At 71.5% G+C, this 20,438-nt stretch carries 16 protein-coding genes, 5 tRNA genes and 2 pseudogenes; 12 read left to right on the forward strand and 11 right to left on the reverse strand.

Translation table 11 applies throughout. The annotated features are described in order from the left end of the window. The first annotated feature begins 159 nt into the window (after positions 1-159). The 5 genes from RV986_RS41835 to RV986_RS41855 all read left to right on the forward strand — a co-directional run bounded on the left by RV986_RS41835 (position 160) and on the right by RV986_RS41855 (position 8,968). Entirely contained in the window at positions 160-798 is a 639-nt protein-coding gene (locus RV986_RS41835) for a GNAT family N-acetyltransferase (protein WP_475922385.1), read from the forward strand. 195 nt (positions 799-993) lie between these two features. Continuing rightward, on the forward strand, positions 994-2,205 hold the full coding sequence (gene cbiE / locus RV986_RS41840; RefSeq protein WP_475922386.1) for a precorrin-6y C5,15-methyltransferase (decarboxylating) subunit CbiE: 1,212 nt from the start codon (positions 994-996) through the stop codon (positions 2,203-2,205). A gap of 345 nt (positions 2,206-2,550) precedes the next feature. Next, complete coding sequence (gene cobT, locus RV986_RS41845) at positions 2,551-6,501, forward strand: nicotinate-nucleotide--dimethylbenzimidazole phosphoribosyltransferase (RefSeq protein WP_475922387.1); 3,951 nt, start codon at positions 2,551-2,553, stop codon at positions 6,499-6,501. Between the two features lie 246 nt (positions 6,502-6,747). Further along, positions 6,748-8,004, forward strand: a complete 1,257-nt coding sequence (gene cobA / locus RV986_RS41850; RefSeq protein ID WP_475922388.1) for a uroporphyrinogen-III C-methyltransferase — start codon at positions 6,748-6,750, stop codon at positions 8,002-8,004. Positions 8,005-8,068: 64 nt separating this feature from the next. Further along, a complete protein-coding gene (locus RV986_RS41855) occupies positions 8,069-8,968 on the forward strand; it encodes a TrmH family RNA methyltransferase (protein ID WP_475922389.1) in 900 nt (299 codons plus the stop codon). A 339-nt stretch (positions 8,969-9,307) separates the two neighbouring features. On the opposite strand, the gene RV986_RS41860 is transcribed toward RV986_RS41855, so the two are convergent. From RV986_RS41860 to RV986_RS41880, 5 genes are all read right to left on the reverse strand, one after another. Then, a complete protein-coding gene (locus tag RV986_RS41860; protein WP_475922390.1) occupies positions 9,308-10,045 on the reverse strand; it encodes an SDR family NAD(P)-dependent oxidoreductase in 738 nt (245 codons plus the stop codon). Between the two features lie 28 nt (positions 10,046-10,073). Next, complete coding sequence (locus RV986_RS41865) at positions 10,074-10,796, reverse strand: SDR family oxidoreductase (RefSeq protein ID WP_475922391.1); 723 nt, start codon at positions 10,794-10,796, stop codon at positions 10,074-10,076. Then, entirely contained in the window at positions 10,793-12,211 is a 1,419-nt protein-coding gene (locus RV986_RS41870) for an ester cyclase (RefSeq protein ID WP_475922392.1), read from the reverse strand. Before RV986_RS41870 ends, RV986_RS41865 begins: the two co-directional genes overlap by 4 nt. Positions 12,212-12,251: 40 nt before the next feature. Continuing rightward, entirely contained in the window at positions 12,252-12,836 is a 585-nt protein-coding gene (locus RV986_RS41875; RefSeq protein ID WP_475922393.1) for a TetR-like C-terminal domain-containing protein, read from the reverse strand. Between the two features lie 67 nt (positions 12,837-12,903). Then, on the reverse strand, positions 12,904-13,260 hold the full coding sequence (locus tag RV986_RS41880) for an antibiotic biosynthesis monooxygenase family protein (protein ID WP_475922394.1): 357 nt from the start codon (positions 13,258-13,260) through the stop codon (positions 12,904-12,906). Positions 13,261-13,589: 329 nt separating this feature from the next. Here RV986_RS41880 and RV986_RS41885 point away from each other — a divergent pair. Then, positions 13,590-13,784: pseudogene (locus RV986_RS41885) on the forward strand (TrmH family RNA methyltransferase); the annotation flags it as partial. A gap of 48 nt (positions 13,785-13,832) precedes the next feature. Here RV986_RS41885 and RV986_RS41890 read toward each other — a convergent pair. After that, positions 13,833-15,155: a serine/threonine-protein kinase gene (locus tag RV986_RS41890; RefSeq protein WP_475924629.1), complete on the reverse strand. Its 1,323-nt coding sequence runs from the start codon at positions 15,153-15,155 to the stop codon at positions 13,833-13,835. 196 nt (positions 15,156-15,351) lie between these two features. Here RV986_RS41890 and RV986_RS41895 point away from each other — a divergent pair. The 4 genes and pseudogenes from RV986_RS41895 (at position 15,352) to RV986_RS41910 (ending at position 17,753) form a co-directional block, all read left to right on the forward strand. Beyond that, positions 15,352-15,659, forward strand: a pseudogene (locus tag RV986_RS41895) (hypothetical protein). Positions 15,660-15,857: 198 nt separating this feature from the next. Then, positions 15,858-16,067 carry a hypothetical protein gene (locus RV986_RS41900; RefSeq protein ID WP_475922395.1) on the forward strand — a complete coding sequence of 70 codons (210 nt, stop codon included), beginning with the start codon at positions 15,858-15,860 and terminating at the stop codon, positions 16,065-16,067. 376 nt (positions 16,068-16,443) lie between these two features. Next, on the forward strand, positions 16,444-17,382 hold the full coding sequence (locus RV986_RS41905; protein ID WP_475922396.1) for a phosphotransferase family protein: 939 nt from the start codon (positions 16,444-16,446) through the stop codon (positions 17,380-17,382). 74 nt (positions 17,383-17,456) lie between these two features. Beyond that, the gene (locus RV986_RS41910) at positions 17,457-17,753 is read left to right on the forward strand and encodes a TFIIB-type zinc ribbon-containing protein (RefSeq protein WP_475922397.1); all 297 of its coding nucleotides are present in this window, start codon (positions 17,457-17,459) and stop codon (positions 17,751-17,753) included. Between the two features lie 53 nt (positions 17,754-17,806). Here the strand turns inward: RV986_RS41910 and RV986_RS41915 are convergent. From RV986_RS41915 to RV986_RS41935, 5 genes are all read right to left on the reverse strand, one after another. Next, a tRNA-Val gene (locus tag RV986_RS41915) sits at positions 17,807-17,881 on the reverse strand. Between the two features lie 38 nt (positions 17,882-17,919). Then, a tRNA-Val gene (locus tag RV986_RS41920) sits at positions 17,920-17,991 on the reverse strand. A gap of 34 nt (positions 17,992-18,025) precedes the next feature. Then, positions 18,026-18,097 (reverse strand) — tRNA-Val (locus tag RV986_RS41925). Position 18,098: 1 nt separating this feature from the next. Next, a tRNA-Cys gene (locus tag RV986_RS41930) sits at positions 18,099-18,172 on the reverse strand. Between the two features lie 36 nt (positions 18,173-18,208). Continuing rightward, a tRNA-Gly gene (locus tag RV986_RS41935) sits at positions 18,209-18,281 on the reverse strand. Positions 18,282-18,437: 156 nt separating this feature from the next. On the opposite strand from RV986_RS41935, the gene RV986_RS41940 reads away from it, so the two are divergent. Continuing rightward, positions 18,438-19,490 (forward strand): chorismate-binding protein, encoded by a 1,053-nt coding sequence (locus tag RV986_RS41940; protein WP_475922398.1) that lies wholly within the window; start codon positions 18,438-18,440, stop codon positions 19,488-19,490. Next, a complete protein-coding gene (locus RV986_RS41945) occupies positions 19,487-20,308 on the forward strand; it encodes an aminotransferase class IV (RefSeq protein WP_475922399.1) in 822 nt (273 codons plus the stop codon). The genes RV986_RS41940 and RV986_RS41945 overlap by 4 nt, the downstream gene beginning before the upstream one ends. Positions 20,309-20,438: the final 130 nt, after the last annotated feature.

The following is a 20,438-nucleotide window of genomic DNA, read 5'->3' on the forward strand; positions in this document are numbered from 1 at the left end:
GGGTCCGCTCGATCACTTGGTGGAGGCACCCCCCACGCCCTTCGGACAGTGGGGGAGGCCCCCATGGTGCAGTTCGGTGGCTTCATGCTGCATGCTGGGCAGTTCAGCGGGCCCGAAGGTTCCGAGGGCCCCAAGTCCCCGACGGTTACGGAGCGGCGCATGACCAGCACCTTCCCCGACATCTCCATCAGCACGGAGCGGTTGGTCCTGCGTGCGCTCGACGAGGACGACGTCCCCGCCCTGGCCGCGATGATGAACGACGAGCAGATCGCGGCCTGGACCGACGTGCCCCAGCCCTTCACCGAGGACGCGGCCCGCGACTGGATCACCGAGTACGCGCCCACGGAACGCTCGGCGGGCCGGGGCCTCGACCTCGCCGTCGCCGAGTTCCTCACCCAGCGCCTGGTCGGCATCGTGCAGCTCGGCAAGACGAACTGGCACGTACGCTCCACCGAGCTGTCGTACATCATCGCCCCCTGGGCCCGGGGCGAGGGCTATGCCTCCGAGGCGGCGCTCGCCACCGCCCAATGGCTCTTCCGCGACCAGAAGTTCGAGCGCATCGAACTGCGCACGGCGGCCGACAACACCGCCTCCCAGCAGGTCGCCCAGAAGATCGGCAGCATCAGCGAGGGCGTGCTGCGCAACGCCTGCATAGCGCACACCCGCACCGAGGACGGCCGCTGGGTGGACCTCCGCACCGACTTCATCGTCTGGAGCCTGCTCCCGGAGGATCTCGAAGGAGTCGGCGAGCAGCTCGCCGACTCGGGCGGTTTCACGTCGTTCTCCGACTGGAACTGAAACCGGGAACTGAAACCGGGATTTCCCCGGGCCGAACCAGGGGGACGCCTCGCAGCGCGCCCCGAGAACCGCTCCCACCCGGTACGGGCCCGTGGCGCCCCGCGGCACCACCCAGCGACACCAGGTACCCTCACGGAGCCCGCCCACGGGCTTGCCCCCTGACGACCTGCGAAAACCTTCTGGAGACTGACGACGATGGCCGACCGGGTCACGGTGATCGGCTGGGACGGCTCGCCCTTGACCGCCGCGGCGCGCTCAGCCCTCGGCGCGGCCACCCTGGTGGCCGGAGCGGCGCACCATCTGGCGCTCCCCGAGGTACCCCGGGCCGCCGAACGCATCCGGCTCGGCAGCGTCTCCCTCGCCGCCCGCCGTATCGCGGGCCATCGCGGCAGCGCCGTCGTCCTCGCCGACGGCGACCCCGGCTTCTTCGGCGTCGTACGCACCCTGCGGGCCCCCGAGTTCGGCCTGGAGGTCGAAGTCGTGCCCGCCGTCTCCTCGGTCGCCGCCGCCTTCGCCCGCGCCGGCATGCCCTGGGACGACGCACAGGTGGTCGTGGCGCACCGCCGCACCCTGCGCCGCGCGGTGAACGTGTGCCGCGCCCACACCAAGGTCGCCGTCCTCACCTCGCCCGGCGCGGGCCCCGCCGAACTCGGCCTGCTCCTGGAGGGCGTCCACCGCACCTTCGTCATCTGCGAGGAACTCGGCACCGCCCGCGAGCGGGTCACCATCCTCACCTCCGACAAGGCAGCCGACCACACCTGGCGCGACCCGAACGTCGTCATCGTCATCGGCGGCTTCGTGGCCACGGCCGAGGACGGCGGCTGGATCGCCGGACGCGACCCGGGCACCGGACCGCGCGGCTGGGCGCTGCCCGCCCAGGCGTACGGCGGCGCGCTCGGCGAAGGCGAAACGGATCTGCTGCGCGCCGCCCAACTCGCCCGGCTGGGCCCGCGCGTCGGAGACCTCGTGTGGGACATCGGCTCCGGCAGCGGGGCCTTCGCCACCGAGGCCGCGCGCACCGGCGCGGCGGTCATCGCGGTCGACCGCAACCCCGGTTCCTGCGCCCGCACCGAGGACTCCGCCCGTCGTTACGGCGTCCAGATGCAGATCGTGCACGGCACCGCCCCGCACGTCCTGGAGAACCTCCCCGAACCCGACGTCGTTCGCGTCGGCGGCGGGGGAGTGGCGGTCGTCTCGGCCGTCGCCGACCGCCGTCCGCAGTGCATCGTGACGCACGCGGCGACCCGCGACGCGGCCGAACTCGTAGGCCGCGATCTCAGCGAGCACGGATATCAGGTCGAATGCGCCCTGATTCAGTCCGTCGAACTCGATACAAGGGCCTGGACGGAGACCGAGCGGAGCGTCGCGTTCCTGCTCACGGGCCGTCTGCCCGATCGCAACCCGTGATCCTGTTGTCGTACTGCGCGCGGTAGGCTGGCCGATCGTTGTACCGCTCCCGGATGATCGGCCTTTCGTGGGTCAATGTCCGGAAAACGCGCCCGTTTTGAGGCGTGTGTGGTACGGCAGAACCGGAGGACGCGCAACGTGGCGCAGTCCACAGCGAACCGTCGCGGATCAAGCTGCCGCGAGGGTCGGACGACCGGGACAATGCCAGTTAATGGCTTTGTCGTCTTTGTTGGCCGGTCGTTCGTGCCGCTGGGCACGCACGCTCGTTCTTCACTGCGGGGCGGTCGGTGCGCCGTTCCGGGCGAGCAGGACTTGGAAGCACTAACCGATGGGCGAGGGGTACGCATGACCGACACCGGCCAGGTCCCGGGCGAGGGGCTGCCGGAGAACGCAGGCATGGTGGAGCAGCCGGGCGTCCCCGCCCCGGGCGCGTACACCTTCCTCGACCCCTCCGAGAACCCCACCGAGGACGACGACCTGCTCCTCATGCCGGGTGCGCAGGGCGCCTGGGGCAATGAGGTGGCCCCGCCGCCCCCGCAACCCCTCGTCCACGAGCCGGGTCCGCACGAGACGGACGGCCGGGACAGCGGCTCGCTCGACCTCGGCGGTGTGCGCGTACCCGGCCCCGCGCCCGCACCCCAGCCGACGGCGCCGCGCCGCCCGTTGCACCTCGGCCCGCCGACCCCGGACGGCTCCGCGAGCCCGGTGCGCTCGCTCGCCGACCGCGGCCCCGCGGCCGCGCCGCTGGCCACCCCCATGAACCCCGTGACTCCCGCGGCGCCCGTCATGCCCGCACCTGCCGCGATGCCCGCGACTCCTGCACGACACGCCGGCCCCCCGACGGCCGGGCCCGAGTACCTGGACGTACCGCAACTCTCCGAGATCCCGCCGCAAGGCGCGATGCCGTGGGGAGCTCCGCCGGTGGGCCCCGAGGGGACGAGCGCAGAAACGGTCGTCCCGGGGGCGGCACAAGCCGCCGACCTGGCCCAGGTTGCCGACCCGGCGCAGGTCGCGCAGGCGGCACCGGTCGCGGAAGTGCAGGGGAACCCGGAGGCCGCCGAGGACGTCGAGGCCGTGGGACCTGCCGCGGCCGCCCGGACGCCTGAGGCGGCCGAGGGCGTGGGGCTCGCGCAGGCGGCCCAGACCCCGGATGCCACGCACACGCCGGAGGTGACGGAGACTCCTCTCGCCCAGCAGACTCCGGAGGCCGCGCAGACGTCGGAAGTCGTGCAGACGTCGGAAGCCGCGCAGGCCCAGGAGGTCACGCGGACTCCGGAGGCCGCCCAAGGCCCCGAGGTCGCGCAGGGCCCCGATGTCGCCTACGTGCTGGACGGCTCGCTCGACCCCCAGGCCCCGGAGGCCCCCGACGCGCCCTCCGCCCCCACCGCCTTCCCGACGGCCCAGGACCTTCCGCAGGCGGCGCCGTCCGTGGACGACACCGCCGGGCATCTCGTCGACGCCCAGGCCCCCGCGCAGCACGCCGCCCCGGCGCACGTCCCCGCGAACGCGGAGTACCTGCACGAGCAAGCCCTCCGGCCCATGCAGGAGCCGCCGACGCCTCAGGAGCCTCAGCAGTCACCGGAGACCCAGGGCCCGCAGGCGGCGCACGCCGCTGAGCCTCAGGTCGCCGAGGTGGCGGAGCCGGTCGCGCCCCTCGCCGACCCGGCGGAGCAGGCGCCCCGGTTCACCGCCCAGGACGCACACTTCGAGGCCCAGGAAGGTGTGCGGGAAGGCGCGTTCGCGGAGGCCGGTGCCCATGTCCCGGGCCCCGCGGCCCAGTTCGCGGACAGCGGTGTGAACGCGGTGCCTTCGGCGGAGGCCACACAGCCCGCGCCCGTCCAGCACGCACAGGTCACGTCCGCCGGGCACGCTCCCGACGACGCGCAGGCGCGGGCCGTACTCGTCGCGGACGCCTCGCACGGGCGGACGGTCCCCGGTGCCGAGGCCTTCCCGGTCCAGGCCGCCCAGTTCGTGGACCCCGCCGAGGCGCACGCCGCGTTCGCCGAGGCCGGTGCCGGTGTACCGGTCGGCGTCGGGGCCCATGCCCGGGCGCCGCACGCGGCCACGAACCAGTCGCACGGCGAGCACTTCCAGGGCGCCTCCCCGGACCCCGCCGGGGACCAGTCCCTCGGTCGGTTCGTGCCCGTCGAGGGCTCGGTGCCGACGACCCCGCATCTGGCCCCGACCCCGCCGCACGCCATGACCGTGCCGCCCCTCCCGACGGAGGAGCAGTCCCCGATCGGGCAACCCTCGATCGCGCAACCCTCGACCGGGCAGGCCTCGTTCGAGGAAGCCCCGGTGGCGGAAGCCGTGGCCGAGGGGAGCCAGGACACCCCCGTCGCCGTTCCCGCGCCCGCCACCGAGGCAGAGCCCGTCGCGGAAGCGGAGTTCGTCGCTCCGGTCCCCGCGCCCCGCGGGGCCGACGCCGGGACACCCCCCGTACCGGAGCCGCTCGACGCGGACCCGGAGTCCGTAGTCGCACAGCAAGCGGAGGACCTGGACACCCAGGTCGCCGATCAGGAAGAGAGCACGGCCGTAGTGGAAGACGTACGAGAGTCCACCGGCCCGGCGGCCCCCGGCTACGACGACGCCGAGCGCGAGGCCGTGCTGCGCGTGATGCGCGAGCGCCGCGACATCCGCAACGGCTTCCGCAGCGACCCGATCCCGCACGACGTGCTGCTGCGGGTCCTGGAGGCCGCGCACACCGCGCCGTCCGTCGGCCACTCCCAGCCCTGGGACTTCGTCGTCATCCGCTCCGCCGACACCCGGCGCACGATGCACGAACTGGCCGCCCGTCAGCGCGAGGCGTACGCCAAGTCGCTGCCCAAGGGCCGCGCGAAGCAGTTCAAGGAACTGAAGATCGAGGCCATCCTCGACACCCCGGTGAACATCGTCGTCACCGCCGACCCGACCCGCGGCGGCCGCCACACGCTGGGCCGGCACACCCAGCCGCAGATGGCCCCGTACTCGTCCGCGCTGGCGGTCCAGAACCTGTGGCTCGCGGCCCGCGCCGAGGGCCTCGGCGTCGGCTGGGTCAGCTTCTTCGACGAGCGCGAGATGGTCCGCGCCCTCGGCCTGCCCGAGCACCTGGACGTCGTGGCGTACCTCTGTGTCGGCTACGTCGACGAGTTCCCGGACGAGCCCGAGCTGATGCAGGCCGGCTGGTCCAAGCGCCGCCCGCTGTCCTGGGTCGTGCACGAGGAGACGTACGGCCGTCGCGCGCTGCCCGGCGAGGAGCCGCACGACCTGCTGGCCGAGACCGTCTCCAACATCCGCCCGCTGGACGCCAAGGCGCTCGGCGAGGCGTGGGAGCGTCAGAAGCGGATGACCAAGCCCGCGGGCGCGCTCGGCATGCTGGAGATCATCTCCGCGCAGCTGTCGGGCCTGTCCCGGATGTGCCCGCCGCCGATCCCGGAGCCCGCCGCCGTCGCGATCTTCGCGGGCGACCACGGCGTGCACGCCCAGGGCGTCACCCCCTGGCCGCAGGAGGTCACCGCCCAGATGGTGGCCAACTTCCTGGGCGGCGGCGCGGTCTGCAACGCCTTCGCCAACCAGGTGGGCGCCGAGGTCTGCGTGATCGACGTGGGCGTCGCCTCCGACCTGCCCGCGACCCCGGGGTTGCTGCCGCGCAAGGTCCGCGCGGGCACCGCCGACATGACGACCGGTCCCGCGATGACCCGCGAAGAGGTCACGGCCGCCATCGAGGTGGGCATCGAGACGGCCCGCGACCTGGTGGCGGCCGGCAACAAGGCCCTGCTGACCGGCGAGATGGGCATCGCCAACACCACCGCGTCCGCCGCCCTGATCTCCGTCTTCACGGACACCGACCCGTCCGAGGTGACGGGCCGCGGCACCGGCATCAACGACGAGACCCTCGCCCGCAAGACCGAGGTCGTACGCCGCGCCATCGAACTGCACCGGCCGGACCCGGCCGACCCCATCGGCGTCCTCGCGGCCATCGGTGGCCTCGAACACGCGGCGATGGTCGGTCTGCTCCTGGGCGGCGCCTCCCTGCGTACGCCGGTGATCCTGGACGGCGTCAGTGCCGGCGCCGCCGCCCTCGTGGCCCGCGCCATCGCCCCGGAGGTCCTCGCGGCCTGCATCGCGGGCCACCGCAGCGCCGAGCCGGGCCATGTCGCGGCCCTGAACAAGCTGGGCCTGCGCCCCCTGATCGACCTCGACCTCCGCCTCGGCGAGGGCACGGGCGCGCTGCTGGCGCTGCCGGTGGTCCAGAGTGCGGCGAGGGCGATGCACGAGGTGGCGACGTTCGACTCCGCAGGGGTCACCGAAAAGTAGACCCACAACAAACACAACAAACACAACAAACACAACAAATGCGACAAAGACGATAAACCCGCCCGTGCGGGTGTTCGGGGGCGTAGTCCCCCCACGCGGCGGAGCCGCACAGTGTCACTGCCGGGAAGGGGCGGGCTCGGGAAAAGAACCCCTCCCGCCCCCGCCGTATGGTGGACCCGTACCCAAAACAGCACGTCAAGGCCGCTCAAGCGAGCGCAGCGGCCCCGTACGAGGAGCCGCACCTCCATGGCCGAACACCCCGCCTACCCCGTAGGCCTTCGCCTCACCGGCCGCCGCGTAGTAGTCCTCGGCGGCGGCCAGGTCGCCCAGCGCCGCCTCCCGGCGCTCATCGCGGCAGGTGCGGACGTCCACCTGGTGTCGCCCGAGGCCACCCCCTCCGTCGAGGCGATGGCGGACGCGGGCGAGATCACCTGGACGAAGCGCCCGTACGAGAACGGCGACCTCGCGAACGCCTGGTACGCCCTGATCGCCACCAGCGACACGGAGGCGAACGCACGAGCCTCCGCCGAGGGGGAGACGCACCGCGTCTGGTGCGTCCGCTCCGACGACGCCGACGCGGCGACCGCCTGGACTCCGGCGACCGGTCACAGCGAGGGCGTGACGGTCGCCGTCCTCACCGCGAACGCCAAGGGCCGCGACCCCCGCCGCACCGCGGCGATCCGCGACGCGGTGGTCGAGGGTCTCCGCGACGGCACCCTGGTGGCCCCCCACCACCGCACCCGCACCCCCGGTGTCGCCCTGGTCGGCGGCGGTCCCGGCGACCCGGATCTGATCACGGTCCGCGGCCGCCGTCTGCTCGCCGAGGCCGACGTGGTCATCGCCGACCGGCTCGGCCCGCGCGATCTGCTCGCCGAACTCCCGCCGCACGTCGAGGTGATCGACGCGGCGAAGATCCCGTACGGCCGTTACATGGCCCAGGAGGCCATCAACAACGCGCTGATCGAGCACGCGAAGCAGGGCAAGTCGGTCGTCCGGCTCAAGGGCGGCGACCCGTTCGTCTTCGGCCGTGGGATGGAGGAGGCCCAGGCCCTCGCCGAGGCGGGCATCTCCTGCACGGTCGTCCCGGGCATCTCCAGCTCGATCTCGGTGCCGGGCGCGGCGGGCATCCCTGTCACCCACCGGGGTGTCGCACATGAGTTCACCGTGGTCAGCGGTCATGTGGCCCCCGACGACGAGCGTTCCCTGGTCGACTGGCCGGCCCTCGCCCGACTGCGCGGCACGCTCGTCGTCCTCATGGGCGTCGACAAGATCGGCAGGATCGCCGAAACCCTGATAGCGCACGGCAAGTCGGCCGACACCCCCGTCGCCCTGGTCCAGGAGGGCACGACCGCCGCCCAGCGCCGCGTCGACGCGACCCTGGCCACCGTCGCCGAGGCGGTCGTCGCGCAGGACGTGAAGCCCCCGGCGGTGATCGTCGTCGGCGAGGTCGTGAACGTGGGCCCGGACGAACCGGTACGGCCGACTCCGAAGGCATCCGCGTAACCCGGGGTAACACGACCCCTTCCCAGCCGTTGGCACCGCACCCAGGACAAGGCAGTATCACCCTGTGGCCGATCTCATCACCGTTGAGAACCCCGACGACCCCCGTCTGCGCGACTACACGGGCCTGACCGACGTGGAGTTGCGCCGCAAGCGCGAACCCGTGGAGGGCCTGTTCATCGCCGAGGGCGAGAAGGTCATCAGACGGGCCAAGGGTGCCGGGTACGAGATGCGCTCGATGCTCCTGTCCGCCAAGTGGGTCGACGTCATGCGTGATGTCATCGACGAGCTCCCGGCCCCGGTGTACGCGGTCAGCCCGGAGCTCGCCGAGCAGGTCACCGGCTATCACGTGCACCGCGGCGCGCTCGCCTCCATGCAGCGCAAGCCGCTGCCGACGGCGGAGGATCTGCTGGGTTCCGCACGCCGGTTGGTCGTCAGGGAGGCGGTCAACGACCACACCGACCCCGGCGCGGTGTTGCCTTTGGATCTACAAGAGCGTGCTGATCAACGTCGTATCGCGATCTTCGAGGACATCGTTGATCATGCCAACCTGGGTGCGGCCTTCCGCAATGCGGCGGCTCTGGGAGTGGACGCCGTATTTCTCACCCCGCGCTGTGCCGACCCCCTCTACAGGCGGGCCGTGAAGGTGTCCATGGGGGCTGTCCTCGCCGTCCCGTACGCCAGGCTTGAGTCATGGCCGCGTGACGCCGATGTCGTCCGTAAGCACGGCTTCGTGCTCGCGGCCCTCTGCCTCTCGGGGAGGTCCATCACTCTCGACGAGCTCGCCGACCGCCGTTACGAGAAGCTGGCCCTGATGCTGGGCACGGAGGGGGATGGCTTGTCGGCCGGAGCGCTACGGGCTGCCGACGAGCATGTACGCATCCCGATGGATGCCGGCGTCGACTCCCTGAACGTGGCCGCTGCCTCGGCTGTCGCCTTCTACGCCACCCGGGCGAGGTCTGACTGACCCCGGAAGTCGGGGATCATGAGCCTGCCTGATGCGGCGTTCCGAGGTGCTTGACGGGAAGACACCAGGTCGCTGCCTGCAGGGGAGAGTGTTCCCGGCGTACAGCCCGACTCGTCTGCCGCCACCTGCGGCTTTGCCTCGGAGAAAGTCTCTGACCTGCGTCGGAGGCCCTTTCCGATCTTTCGGGGCTTGCCGCGTCAGGCGGCGAAAAGTCCCTCGGAAGTCCCTCGGGCAGCGCTGAAAGTCCCAGCTCCGCGATCCGGCTGATCATGCCCGGATCGCGGAGCTGCAGGCTCAGGCGTTCGACTATCTCATCGCCTGTGGAGCTGAACGCAGCGGTCAGTCACTGTACGCCCAGCCCAGACTCAGGCCACCGTCGACGACGAGCGACGCACCCTGCATGTAACGGGCATCGTCGCTCACCAGGTAGAGAGCGGCGGCGGTGACCTCGTCGCTGGTCCCGATCCTCCCGGCCGGGATGCCCGTGACGGTGTGCGCGAGCGTCGCGGGATTGGTCCCGGGCCTGATCTCGTTGAAGGTGATGCCCGACCTCCCGTACTCAAGCGCCCAGGTGGTGGTCAAGGCGCCGATGGCCGCGTTCGCGGCGCGGTAGGCGGCCGCGCCGGGATAGGGCTTGGGATTGGCCGACACGGTGATGACCCGTCCCCAGCCCGCCTCGCGCATCGACGGAATCGCCGCTTGTGTGCAGAAGAACGCCCCCTTCAGCTTCGTCGAGACCACGGCGTCCCATCGCTTCTCCGAGAAATCCTCCGAGGGGCCGACGTCGAAGATCCCGGCCGTGTTCACCAGGATGTCGACTCGCCCGAACCGGTCGACGATCTGCTCGATCAGCCAGCGGCATTCGTCGACGTCGCTGACGTCGGCCCGGACGAACTCGGCGCCGATCGCTTCGGCGGCCGCTGCTCCCCTGTCCTCGTCACGTGCACCGATGACGACGCGGGCTCCCCGGGAGGCAAACGCCCGGGCGATCGAGAGGCCGATGCCCGAGCTCCCTCCGGTGACGACCGCGGTACGGCCGGCCAACGACCCGTCCCGGCCCGACTGCGTGCTCTCCACGGATGCGGCTCCTTCCGTCACCCCGCCGTCAGACCAGTGCGCCATTGACTCGCACCGTCTGACCACTGACCCACTCACCGTCGGGCCCCACCAGGAAGGCGACGGCCGCGGCGATCTCCTCGGGCCGGCCGAGCCGCCCGAAGGGCGACGAGGCCTCCATCGCGCCGCGCATGTGCCCCGACGACGCCCGGAAGCCCTCGGTGTCGGTCGCCCCGGCAGCGATCGCGTTGACGGTGATTCCGAGAGGTCCGAACTCCTTCGCCGCGATGGCCGTGAGGGCCTCTGCCGCGAGCTTCGCGGGAGTGCCGAGCGCCGTGCCCGGCAGCAGCAGCGACGTCAGGCTGGTGGAGATCGAGACGATCCGGCCGCCCGGCCTCATCGACTTCGCCGCCTCCTGCATCAACACGAACGGCGTCACGAAGTTGATGGTGACGTTCTGCTGGATCTCCTGCGTCGTGATGTCCGCGAGAGGCCGCGCCTCACCCGCGCCCGCGTTGTTCACGAGCACGGTGATGGGGCCGAGGGTGTCGATCACGGTCTGTACGACCCCTCTCATCCGGTCGGGGTCGACCGCGTCCACCTGGAGGGCGAGGGCACGACGCCCGCTCGCCGTGACGGCGGCGGTCACCTCCTCGGCCGCGGCGGTGTTCTCCTTGAACGTGAAGGCGATGTCGAAGCCGTCCTCGGCCAGCCGCAGGGCGACGGCGCGGCCGATACCGCGCGAGCCGCCGGTGACGAGTGCGACGCTCATCGCGTTCCTGCCTCGCCGCTCGAGTCGGCGGGCGACTCCCAGAACGCGTCCCACGCGGAGACATCGGCGAAGTGATCCCAGATCTCGACCGCACGGCCGTCGACGAACCGCCAGATCACGCAGATCATCTGGGCCATGTCCTGCCCGTTCCGCTCTGCCGTGGCCCGGTTCAGCATCACGAGGAAGCTCTCGTTGGCCATGATGTCGGTCACTTCGAGCGCCAGGGTGCCGCCCGCGATCGCCGTGAGGTTCGGGAAGTTGGCCAGCACCGTGTCGCGGCCGTGGTGATCGCCGCCGAGGGGGCTGTTGCCGTCGGCGTGCAGAACGCAGTCTTCGGCCATCATCTCGTGGAGGAGTGTGAGGTCGAGGGAGTCGCTGGCCGCGGCCACCGCCGTCTTCATCCGGGTGATGAGAGGCTGCTCGGCGGCCTTCTCCGCCTCCTTGTCGGGAGCCGGGGCTCCTTCTTCCTGCTGCCACTCGCGGAACCCTTCCGAGTCCTCGAGGTAGGTCCAGACCTCGGCGATCGTGCCGTCGGCGTTCATCCGGTGGATCTGGGATTCGTTGCCGGCGATCGTGCGGCCGTCGGGGCGGGACGCGCGGTAGGTGAGGTAGGACATCACGTACTCGCCGCTGCCGACGATGCTCTGCACCTGGTGCCTGGCGCTGTCGTTCGAGCGGTCCAGGTGCAGCCCGATGACCTCCATGACCGCGTCGCGGCCGACGAGCGCCTCACCCGGCTGGGCGTGATCGCCGTGCCAGATGACATCGGCGGCATAACCCGCCGCGATCGTGCCGAGGTCGCGCTCCGTGAACGCCTGGTAGTGGAGCCGAAGCCGGTCCACGTTCGGGTGGGGAGCCCACGACTCGGCGTCGCCCGCGGCCTTCCCGGCGAGCGAGTAGCCGATACCGCGGAGGAACTCGACGGAGTCCGACAGGAACCACAGTTCCTTGATCCTGCCGTTCTCGAAGCGCGCGGTGCCGGCTTCGGTGAAGGTGAAGGTGCGGCCGGTCGCCGGGATCCCGAAGAACTCCCCGCTGTGGCGGGCCGTCACGCTCCAGTGACCCGAGACGAGATCGCCGTCGGCTATCAGGGTGTGGTCGTGGTGGCGCCATTCGTCGAACGCCGAGCGCATGACCCTGGCCGCCTGCTTCAGGCCCTCGATCTTGCTGAGCTCGTCGCTCTGAAGCTGCGAGGGCGCTATCTCGCCGATCGCTGCCAAGGCTCCGACAGCGCTGGTGAGTCCGGCCCGATCGACGTTGAAGTCGGGATCCAGGAGCAGATCCGCCACGCTCTCGTCGCCCTGGTCGACGAACCGCTGCTGGAATGCCACCAGTTTCTCGGCATTCGTCTGAGGCGTCGTCGCTGCTTCATGACTGCCGTGGACGACGTCGTTGTCGCCGGTCGCTCGGTTCATGCAGCGAGGCTAGCATTTTTGGAGCAATCTGCACCAAAAATTATTCGGGCAAATTTTCCCGCCGCTCGGGCCTGAACTCGTGGAGGAAGCGATCGAGCGTTCGCTCCACGTAGTCCGGCGTCACCGGCTCGGCGGCGAACAGGCCGCGCAGCACCAGCGGTCCCGCCACTTGATCCACGGCATCCTGGGTCACGATGTCCTGCCTGAGCAGGCCCGCGGCCACGCCCTCACGGATGAGCGCCCGCACTCCGCTGGTGCCTTCGAGGTGCCAGCGGGCCTGTAGCTTCGCGAACTGGGGATCCGTGGCCGCCCTCTCCATGACCGTGAGGGTCATCGTGGCCGTGTGAGGGTCATTGAGGCGATCGGCGAGCCGCAGGAGTTCGGCGATGAAGTCGGCCCGCAGGTCTCCCGTCGGAACCAGCTCGTTCGAGGGCAGCTCGCTCTCGATCAGATCGTGCAGAAGATCCGCCTGCTCGGGCCAGAAGCGGTACAACGTCGTGCGCCCGAGTCCGCTGCGATCGGCTACCGCGAGGTGCGTGACCGCATCCCAGCCGCTCTCGACGAGCAATGCCTTCGCTGCGTCGAGCGCAAGAGTGCGGTTGCGGTTGGGGCGGGGGTCGCGCACTCGGCCGCCGCTTGACTTCTCATCGGCTGTCGAACTCATGGACGGATCTTAGCAATCACCCGAAAAATCAGGCTCCGGAGCCGTCGATGACCGCGATGACCTCGTAGGGGTGGGGATCGGCCGTGGCGATGCGCCGGACGTTCTCCATGTGCTCGCGGTACTCCGGGTTCGCCTGCAGCGTCTCGTGCGCGTTTCGCCAGGCATCGTTGTCCGCCCAGTGGATGTAGTTCACGAGGCGGGTTCCGTCGAGACTGCGGTGAATGCTGCCCCGCACGAACCCGGGCGTCTTGCTCGCGATTTCCGTCATGCCGGTGACCTCGAGTCGCACGAGCTCGTCCTGGTCGCCGGGTTCGACGGTGAACAGGTTGATCATCGTCGTGGCTCCGTCGGCGCCGACGCGGATGCTGATGGTGCTGTCGTTCATGTCGTGCTGCTCCTTGTATCGGCACGTGCTTTGGCACCCGGAGAGGCCGGTGCCATGCAGTTCATGTGCGCCGGGAATGTAGCAGATTTTTGGAACAAGATGCCCCGTAAGTGGAGGGTCGGCTGCGCGTACGCGGCCGGTCCGTTCTGCTCCGCCCATCGCGCGGCGTGGCCCGCCGGCCGACGCACCGTGTCAGCCGCGTGGTCGCGGTGGCCGACGGTGGCGAGTGCCGCGATCGCGTCCGTGGTGTTGCCGTAGTCCGGCTGGTCCTCAGCCCCGGGCGGCGCCGACCTGAGGCACTTGTCCTTGGCGAGGGCCTCGACGAGGGCCTCGACGAGGCGGCCCCGCACCGGATGGACCGGCTCGCGCTGATGCTGGGCGCGGAGGGCGACGGCCTGTCCACGAAGGCCCTGATGGCGGCCGACGAATGGGTCCGCATCCCGATGGCCCACGGCGTCGACTCGCTCAACGTCGGCGCGGCGGCCGCGGTCGCGTTCTACGCGGTGGCGACGGGCCGCCCACAGCCCTGGGCCGTCGGCTCCGGGCCGCCTCCGACACGGCCCGGACCTGCCCTAGCCGTTGTGGTCCGGCCGGCTCCGGTACCCCTCGGCCATCACATCCCCGGGCAGCGGCGCGGACGACGACTGCTCCTGTCGTACGTCCTTCCGTGTGCCCCCGTCGTCCAGCCCGCGGGCCGGCCCCTGGCACCCCTGCGCCGCCGCGATCCCCAGCGCGACGAGCAGCGTCACCACGACGAACACGAACAGCCGCTGCCGCAGCAGCCGCGGGTTGGCGGGCCGCCGCCCGGTCCCGGTGGTCCGGGGCGCGGGACGCCCGCCACCGCTGCGGGGTGCGGATCTGCTGCCGGAGCGCCCGGTGCCCCGGGCGGGCGCGGGGCGCGAACCCGACTGCGCCGGTCGTGAGCCCCCGTTGGTCCCGCCCGTGCGCGGTCCGGAAGTGCCCTGCGGGCGGCGCTGGGTGGGCTGCTCGGCGTACTGCTCGGCGAGGTGTCCCGTCGGCCGGTCGGGATCGCCCCGCGGCGCGGGCGGGCGGACGTCCGCCAGGCCCTGTGTCTCGCGGGCCGCGATCTCCTTGAGCCGCAGGGAGAGTTGGAGCGTGCTGGGGCGCTCCTCGGGGTCCTTGGCCAGACACGCGCGAACGAGCGGAGCCAGCGCGTCCGGAACGCCGTGCAGTTGCGGTTCCTCGTGCACCACCCGGTAGAGCATCACTTCGGAACTGCCGTGCCCGAAGGGCGAGTCGTTGGTCGCCGCGTACGCCAGCGTGGCCCCGAGCGAGAACACGTCCGTGGCCGGGGTGACGGCGGCCCCGCGCACCTGCTCGGGCGCGAGGAAACCGGGCGAGCCGACGGCCGTACCGACGTGGGTGAGCGTCGAGGCCCCCGTCGCCCAGGCGATGCCGAAGTCGATGATCCGCGGCCCCTTCGGGGACAGCAGGATGTTGGACGGCTTGAGGTCCCGGTGCACGACACCGGCCTCGTGCACGGCGACGAGTCCCTCGGAGAGCGCGGCCCCGACGGCGGCCACGTCGGCGGCCGACATCGGGCCTTCCTCGGCGACCTTGTCGTGCAAGGAGGGCCCGGGTACGTACTGCGTGGCGAACCACGGCCGGTCGGCCTCCAGATCGGCGGCCACGAGCCGCGCGGTGCAGCCGCCCCTGATCCGCCGGGCCGCCGAGACCTCGCGGGCGAAGCGCGACCGGAACTCCTGGTCCTCCGCCAGATCAGGTCGGATCACCTTCAGCGCGACGCGCTGGCCACGGCGGTCGGAGCCCAGGTAGACCACGCCCATTCCACCCGCGCCGAGCCGCCTGTGAAGCCTGAACGAGCCGACGACACGCGGGTCCTCGCGCCTCAGGCGCATCATCGCCATGTCCATCCCCGCTGCCCGGTCCGTTTGACGAGCCACAGCTTACGTTTCCGCGGCCGGGCGCGCGCAGAGGCCGCGCCCTCGCGGTCCGATCGATTGTCAGTGCCGGGTGGGAAACTTGAAAGACGGTCAGGGAATGTGCGAACAGGACCGCTTTGGGCTGTCTGTGGTCCCAACCGTCCGTCGCAGAAGGGGGATTGAACCTGTGAAGGGTGATCGCGTGGAGACAGTCGTGGACGCCGGGGACACGACGCGTACGTACGAGGTGGTGGCGAGCAGGGCGGGGCGCAGGGTGGAGACGGCGGTGCGCCGGGGGGTGGTGGAAGTGAGCGAAGTCACCCGGTGGGGGTCCCCCCATGCCGTTTAGACAGTGGGGGAGGCTCGGTGGTGCGTACGGCCCGTTTCATGGCGACGCGGGTGCCGGTGCCGGTCGAGCAGCCGGTGCCCCGGGAGGACAGCTCGGAACAGTCGGGGCACACCGGGCGCCCTCTCCGGGAAGACCCTGAGACCTAGGACCACGTCTCCACCCAGGGGAGTACACCGCAGGTCATCGCTCATCCTCCGGGAGGCCCGGCAATCGGTACGAGGGCATGACGACCGATCGCCGCCGCACCCATAGATTTGAGGTCAAGCGGCGGGTGCAGCACTCGTCCCCCGAGGTCAGACACTCGCCGCTGCCAACCACACAGATGCTCGGTCAGGAGAGGGACCATGGCCCACACGGCACCGCGGACGGCGATCCGCACGCAGGGACGCAAGGCGTACGGCGCCGCGTTCCGCCCGCGTCGCCAGGGTCAGCGCCACCCCTTGGTGGCGACGGCGATGGTCCTTCCCCTGGCGGCCCTGCTCGTAGTCGTCTTCGGCGGCTGGGACGCAGTGGTCACACAAGCGTCGTCCGTGGGCGTGATGCTGGGGCGCTGAGCGGCGCCCCAGGCCCGGAAGAGCGGTCCGGGCGGGGACATCCGGCCATGAAACCCCGTGGGGACGGGGGTGCGGCGGACGGCAGAAATGCCCGCGCAGCTGGGGAGCTGCGCGGGCATTTTTCTGCCCTGAAGTCCGTCGGCTGCGGGGGAGTGGGGACTGGTCGCGCAGTTCCCCGCGCCCCGCATCTTCAGCCCGTCCGGCGTGTGAGGACGAGGCCGTTCAGGCCGATCGCGGGGGTCTGGGGGCGGAGCCCCCAGGGATGATGGGAGTGCCCCCTGCTCGAGCGAAGCCGAGAGCTTGGGGGAGGGTAGGGGCGGCGGGGGCGAAGAACGTACGCTCGGCCAGGAACCGACCACGCACCCCAGGGGGACCCGTGACCGTAGACGTGCTGCCCGCCCTGACGGCCGGAGCGCGCGCCACGGCCCACCCCACCCGCACCGCCTGCGCACACCCCGACACCGTCCTCGCCGACCGGCCCGACGGCACCGTCGTCCGCCACGGCGACACCGTGGCCAAGGCCCACGCCCCCGGCACCGACCCCGCCGAACTCTCCCACCGCCTCGCAGCCGCCGCGCACCCCGCCCTCACCGGCACGCTCCTCGCTCCGCTCCACCCGGACCCCGTCGACCTGCACGGCCGCCTCGTCACGTTCTGGCCGTACGGCATCCCCGTCGACCCGGAGACCCCCGAGGCGGCCCCCTGGGAGGCGGCCGCGGCGCTGCTGGCCCGCCTCCACCGGACCCCCGCGCCGGACGGTCTGCCGCCCATGCGGGGCCCCGCCAAGGCGGCCCGGGCGATCACCCGGCTCCGTGCGGCGGGCCCGTACCCGGCCACCGCGCCGGTGCTCCGTGCCTGGGCGGGGCTGCCCGCCTGGGCACGTGCGGAGGCCCCGATGCCGGACGTCACGACCCTCTGCCACGGAGACCTGCACCTCGGCCAGCTCGTCCGCCGACCCGCGCCGACCGGTCCCTGGCTCCTCATCGACGTGGACGACCTGGGCGTGGGCGTCCCGGCCTGGGACCTGGCCCGCCCTGCCGCCTGGTACGCCTGTGGCCTGCTCCCGCCCGACGAGTGGACCCGCTTCCTGACCGCCTACCGGCGCGCGGGCGGCCCGGCCGTACCCGCCGACGGCGACCCCTGGCCCGCCCTGGACGTCGCCGCCCGCGCCCTCACCGTGCAGACCGCCGCCCTGGCGATCGCCAAGTGCGTCGCGGCGGACCGTCCGTTGGACGAGGTGCAGCAGGCGGTGATCGACGCCTGCGAGCGAATGGACGACCTCCCGCCGGAGTTGGCGCCCGGCCCGACCACGTAGGGTGCAACCGATGGAAGCCGGACAGTGTCTGTCCTGGCGGAAGCAGTACCGACCGGCGAGGAGTTGAGCCGAGCATGCAGTGTCCGAAGTGCCATGCGCCGATGCACACGTACAACCGCAACGGTGTCCAGATCGAGCAGTGCAGCGGCTGCCGCGGGATATTTCTCGACTACGGCGAGCTGGAGTCGCTGACCCGCGTGGAGTCCCAGTGGTCGCAGCCGGCGCCGCCCCCGCCCGCCCCGCAGGCGTACCCGTCCGCCCCCGCGCCCGCCTGGGGCGCCCCGCAGCACGGCGGCCACGGTGGACACGGCGGTCACCACGGCGGCCACCAGCGTCACAAGAGCTTCGGCCACATGCTCTTCTCCTCCTGAGCACGGCGGCACGACGAAGCCCCCGGCCGTACGAGACGGCCGGGGGCTTCGGATGGTGCGCGATACTGGGATTGAACCAGTGACCTCTTCCGTGTCAGGGAAGCGCTCTCCCGCTGAGCTAATCGCGCAGGTGAACCTGCAGATGGTGCGGGTGGTGCGTACTGCGTGCGCGATACTGGGATTGAACCAGTGACCTCTTCCGTGTCAGGGAAGCGCTCTCCCGCTGAGCTAATCGCGCGGGGATCCTCGCGGATCGAGTCCTTGCGGACCAGTGGACGATACTGGGATTGAACCAGTGACCTCTTCCGTGTCAGGGAAGCGCTCTCCCGCTGAGCTAATCGTCCTTGGAGGTGGAGACGGGATTTGAACCCGTGTAGACGGCTTTGCAGGCCGTTGCCTCGCCTCTCGGCCACTCCACCAGGAGTGTAGGGGCCCGGTGAGAGCCCCCACGTCCGAGCGGACGACCAGGTTCGAACTGGCGACCTCAACCTTGGCAAGGTTGCGCTCTACCAACTGAGCTACGTCCGCTTGTCGGTTCCGTTCGGCTTGCGCGTCCCGGCGACGTGTTGAACTCTAGCGGATTCCGGGGCCAGCACAAAAACGCGTTTGCGCAGCGTGCTGCGGTCTGTCCGCCCAAGGACATGGTCAGGGCACCCACAGGTCACCCACCCTAGACTCGACTGCGTGCTCCACCTTCCTCCTCTGGCCCGCTTCGGTGGCCTCGTCGCGACCGGTCTCCTCGACGTCACCGACGATCCCGCGGCCCTGGACTCGACCGGCTTCTGGGCCGTCAGCGCGGACTTCGAGGGCCGCCTGGTCTGCGCCCGCTTCGCCGACGTACGACACCGGCCCGTCCCCGCCCCCGTGCCCGGACAATGGCGGGGCCCCGCGGCCGAGGACTGGACGTCCTCCCTCGACCACCGTGCGTACACCGCCGGCGTACGCCGCATCCGCGCCCACATCGCCGCCGGCGAGGTCTATCAGGCCAATCTCTGCCGCGTCCTGTCCGCACCCCTCGCCCCCGGCAACGACATCGACGCCCTCACCGCCCTGCTGGCCCGCGGCAACCCGGCACCGTACGCAGGAACGATCCGCCTGCCCCGTCACGGCGTGCACACAGCCACCGCCTCCCCCGAACTCTTCCTGCGCCGCACCGGCCGCACCATCGAGTCCGGACCCATCAAGGGCACCGGACGCACCGAGGCCGACCTCCTCGACAAGGACCACGCCGAGAACGTGATGATCGTCGACCTGGTCCGCAACGACCTCGGCCGCGTCTGCGCCACCGGCACCGTCACCGTCCCCGACCTGTGCGCGGTCGAGAAGCACCCCGGCCTGGTCCACCTCGTCTCCACCGTCCGCGGCGAACTGCGCCCCGACATCGGCTGGCCCGAACTCCTCACCGCCGCCTTCCCGCCCGGCTCCGTCACCGGCGCCCCCAAATCCAGCGCGCTGCGGATCATCGACACCCTGGAGACCGCGCCCCGCGGCCCCTACTGCGGCGCCATCGGCTGGGTCGACGCCGACCACGCCACCGCCGAGCTCGCCGTCGGCATCCGCACCTTCTGGACCGACCCCGACCAGCACCTCCTGCGCTTCGGCACCGGCGCCGGCATCACCTGGGGCTCCGACCCCGAACGCGAATGGCGCGAGACCGAACTCAAGGCCGCGAGACTGCTCGCGATAGCGTCGGGAGAGTTCGAGGGCGCGCACGACAGTGGAAGGACTCCGACGTGAAGATCTGGCTCGACGGTGGACTGCAGGACACGGAGTCCGCCCGCGTCTCCGTCTTCGATCACGGACTGACCGTGGGCGACGGCATCTTCGAGACCGTGAAGGCGGTCGACGGGCGGCCGTTCGCGCTGACCCGCCACCTCGACCGGCTGGCCCGCTCGGCGCGCGGCCTCGGACTGCCCGAACCCGACCTCGACGAGGTGCGGCGCGCCTGCACCGCCGTCCTGGACGCCAACCCGATGCCGCTCGGCCGGTTGCGGATCACGTACACCGGCGGCCACGGCCCGCTCGGCTCCGACCGCGGCGAGCACGGCCCGACCCTCGTCGTCGCCCTCGGCGAGTCCGGCCGCCGCCCCGACTCCACGGCCGTGATCACCGTGCCGTGGACCCGCAACGAGCGCGGCGCCCTCACCGGCCTCAAGACCACCTCGTACGCCGAGAACGTCGTCGCCCTGGCCCGCGCGCGCGAACAGGGCGCGTCCGAGGCGTTGTTCGCCAACACGGTCGGGCAGCTGTGCGAGGGCACGGGTTCGAATGTCTTCGTGGTCCTCGACGGCGAGATCCACACCCCGCCCGTCGCCTCCGGCTGTCTGGCCGGCATCACGCGCGCGCTCGCCGTCGAGTGGACCGGCGCCAGGGAGACCGACCTGCCGCTGGACGTCCTGGAGCGCGCCGACGAGGTCTTCCTGACCTCCACGCTGAGGGATGTGCAGGGTGTGGGCCGGGTCGACGGACGTGAACTCCCGGGCGCGCCGGGTCCGGTGACCGCCAAGGCGATGCGGATCTTCGACGAGCGGGCCGGGAACGACCTCGATCCGTAGAGTCCGTACGGTCCGTAGGGTCTGTAGGGGTCTGTAGGACCGGTCCATCGGTCCACCGATCCACCTGTTCGCAGGGCCCTGTGGGACGCGGACCGCGGACCGGCGGCGTGCAAAACGGGATGACGAAGGA

The organism is Streptomyces sp. RLA012 (assembly GCF_056270325.1).

Coding starts and splice junctions, on each gene's coding strand:
- cobT (WP_475922387.1), top strand. CDS start 2,551: ATGACCGACACCGGCCAGGTCCCGGGCGAGGGGCTGCCGGAGAACGCA.
- cbiE (WP_475922386.1), top strand. CDS start 994: ATGGCCGACCGGGTCACGGTGATCGGCTGGGACGGCTCGCCCTTGACC.
- RV986_RS41865 (WP_475922391.1), bottom strand. CDS start 10,796: ATGAGCGTCGCACTCGTCACCGGCGGCTCGCGCGGTATCGGCCGCGCC.
- RV986_RS41910 (WP_475922397.1), top strand. CDS start 17,457: ATGCAGTGTCCGAAGTGCCATGCGCCGATGCACACGTACAACCGCAAC.
- RV986_RS41870 (WP_475922392.1), bottom strand. CDS start 12,211: ATGAACCGAGCGACCGGCGACAACGACGTCGTCCACGGCAGTCATGAA.
- RV986_RS41835 (WP_475922385.1), top strand. CDS start 160: ATGACCAGCACCTTCCCCGACATCTCCATCAGCACGGAGCGGTTGGTC.
- RV986_RS41900 (WP_475922395.1), top strand. CDS start 15,858: ATGGCCCACACGGCACCGCGGACGGCGATCCGCACGCAGGGACGCAAG.
- cobA (WP_475922388.1), top strand. CDS start 6,748: ATGGCCGAACACCCCGCCTACCCCGTAGGCCTTCGCCTCACCGGCCGC.
- RV986_RS41890 (WP_475924629.1), bottom strand. CDS start 15,155: ATGGACATGGCGATGATGCGCCTGAGGCGCGAGGACCCGCGTGTCGTC.
- RV986_RS41880 (WP_475922394.1), bottom strand. CDS start 13,260: ATGAACGACAGCACCATCAGCATCCGCGTCGGCGCCGACGGAGCCACG.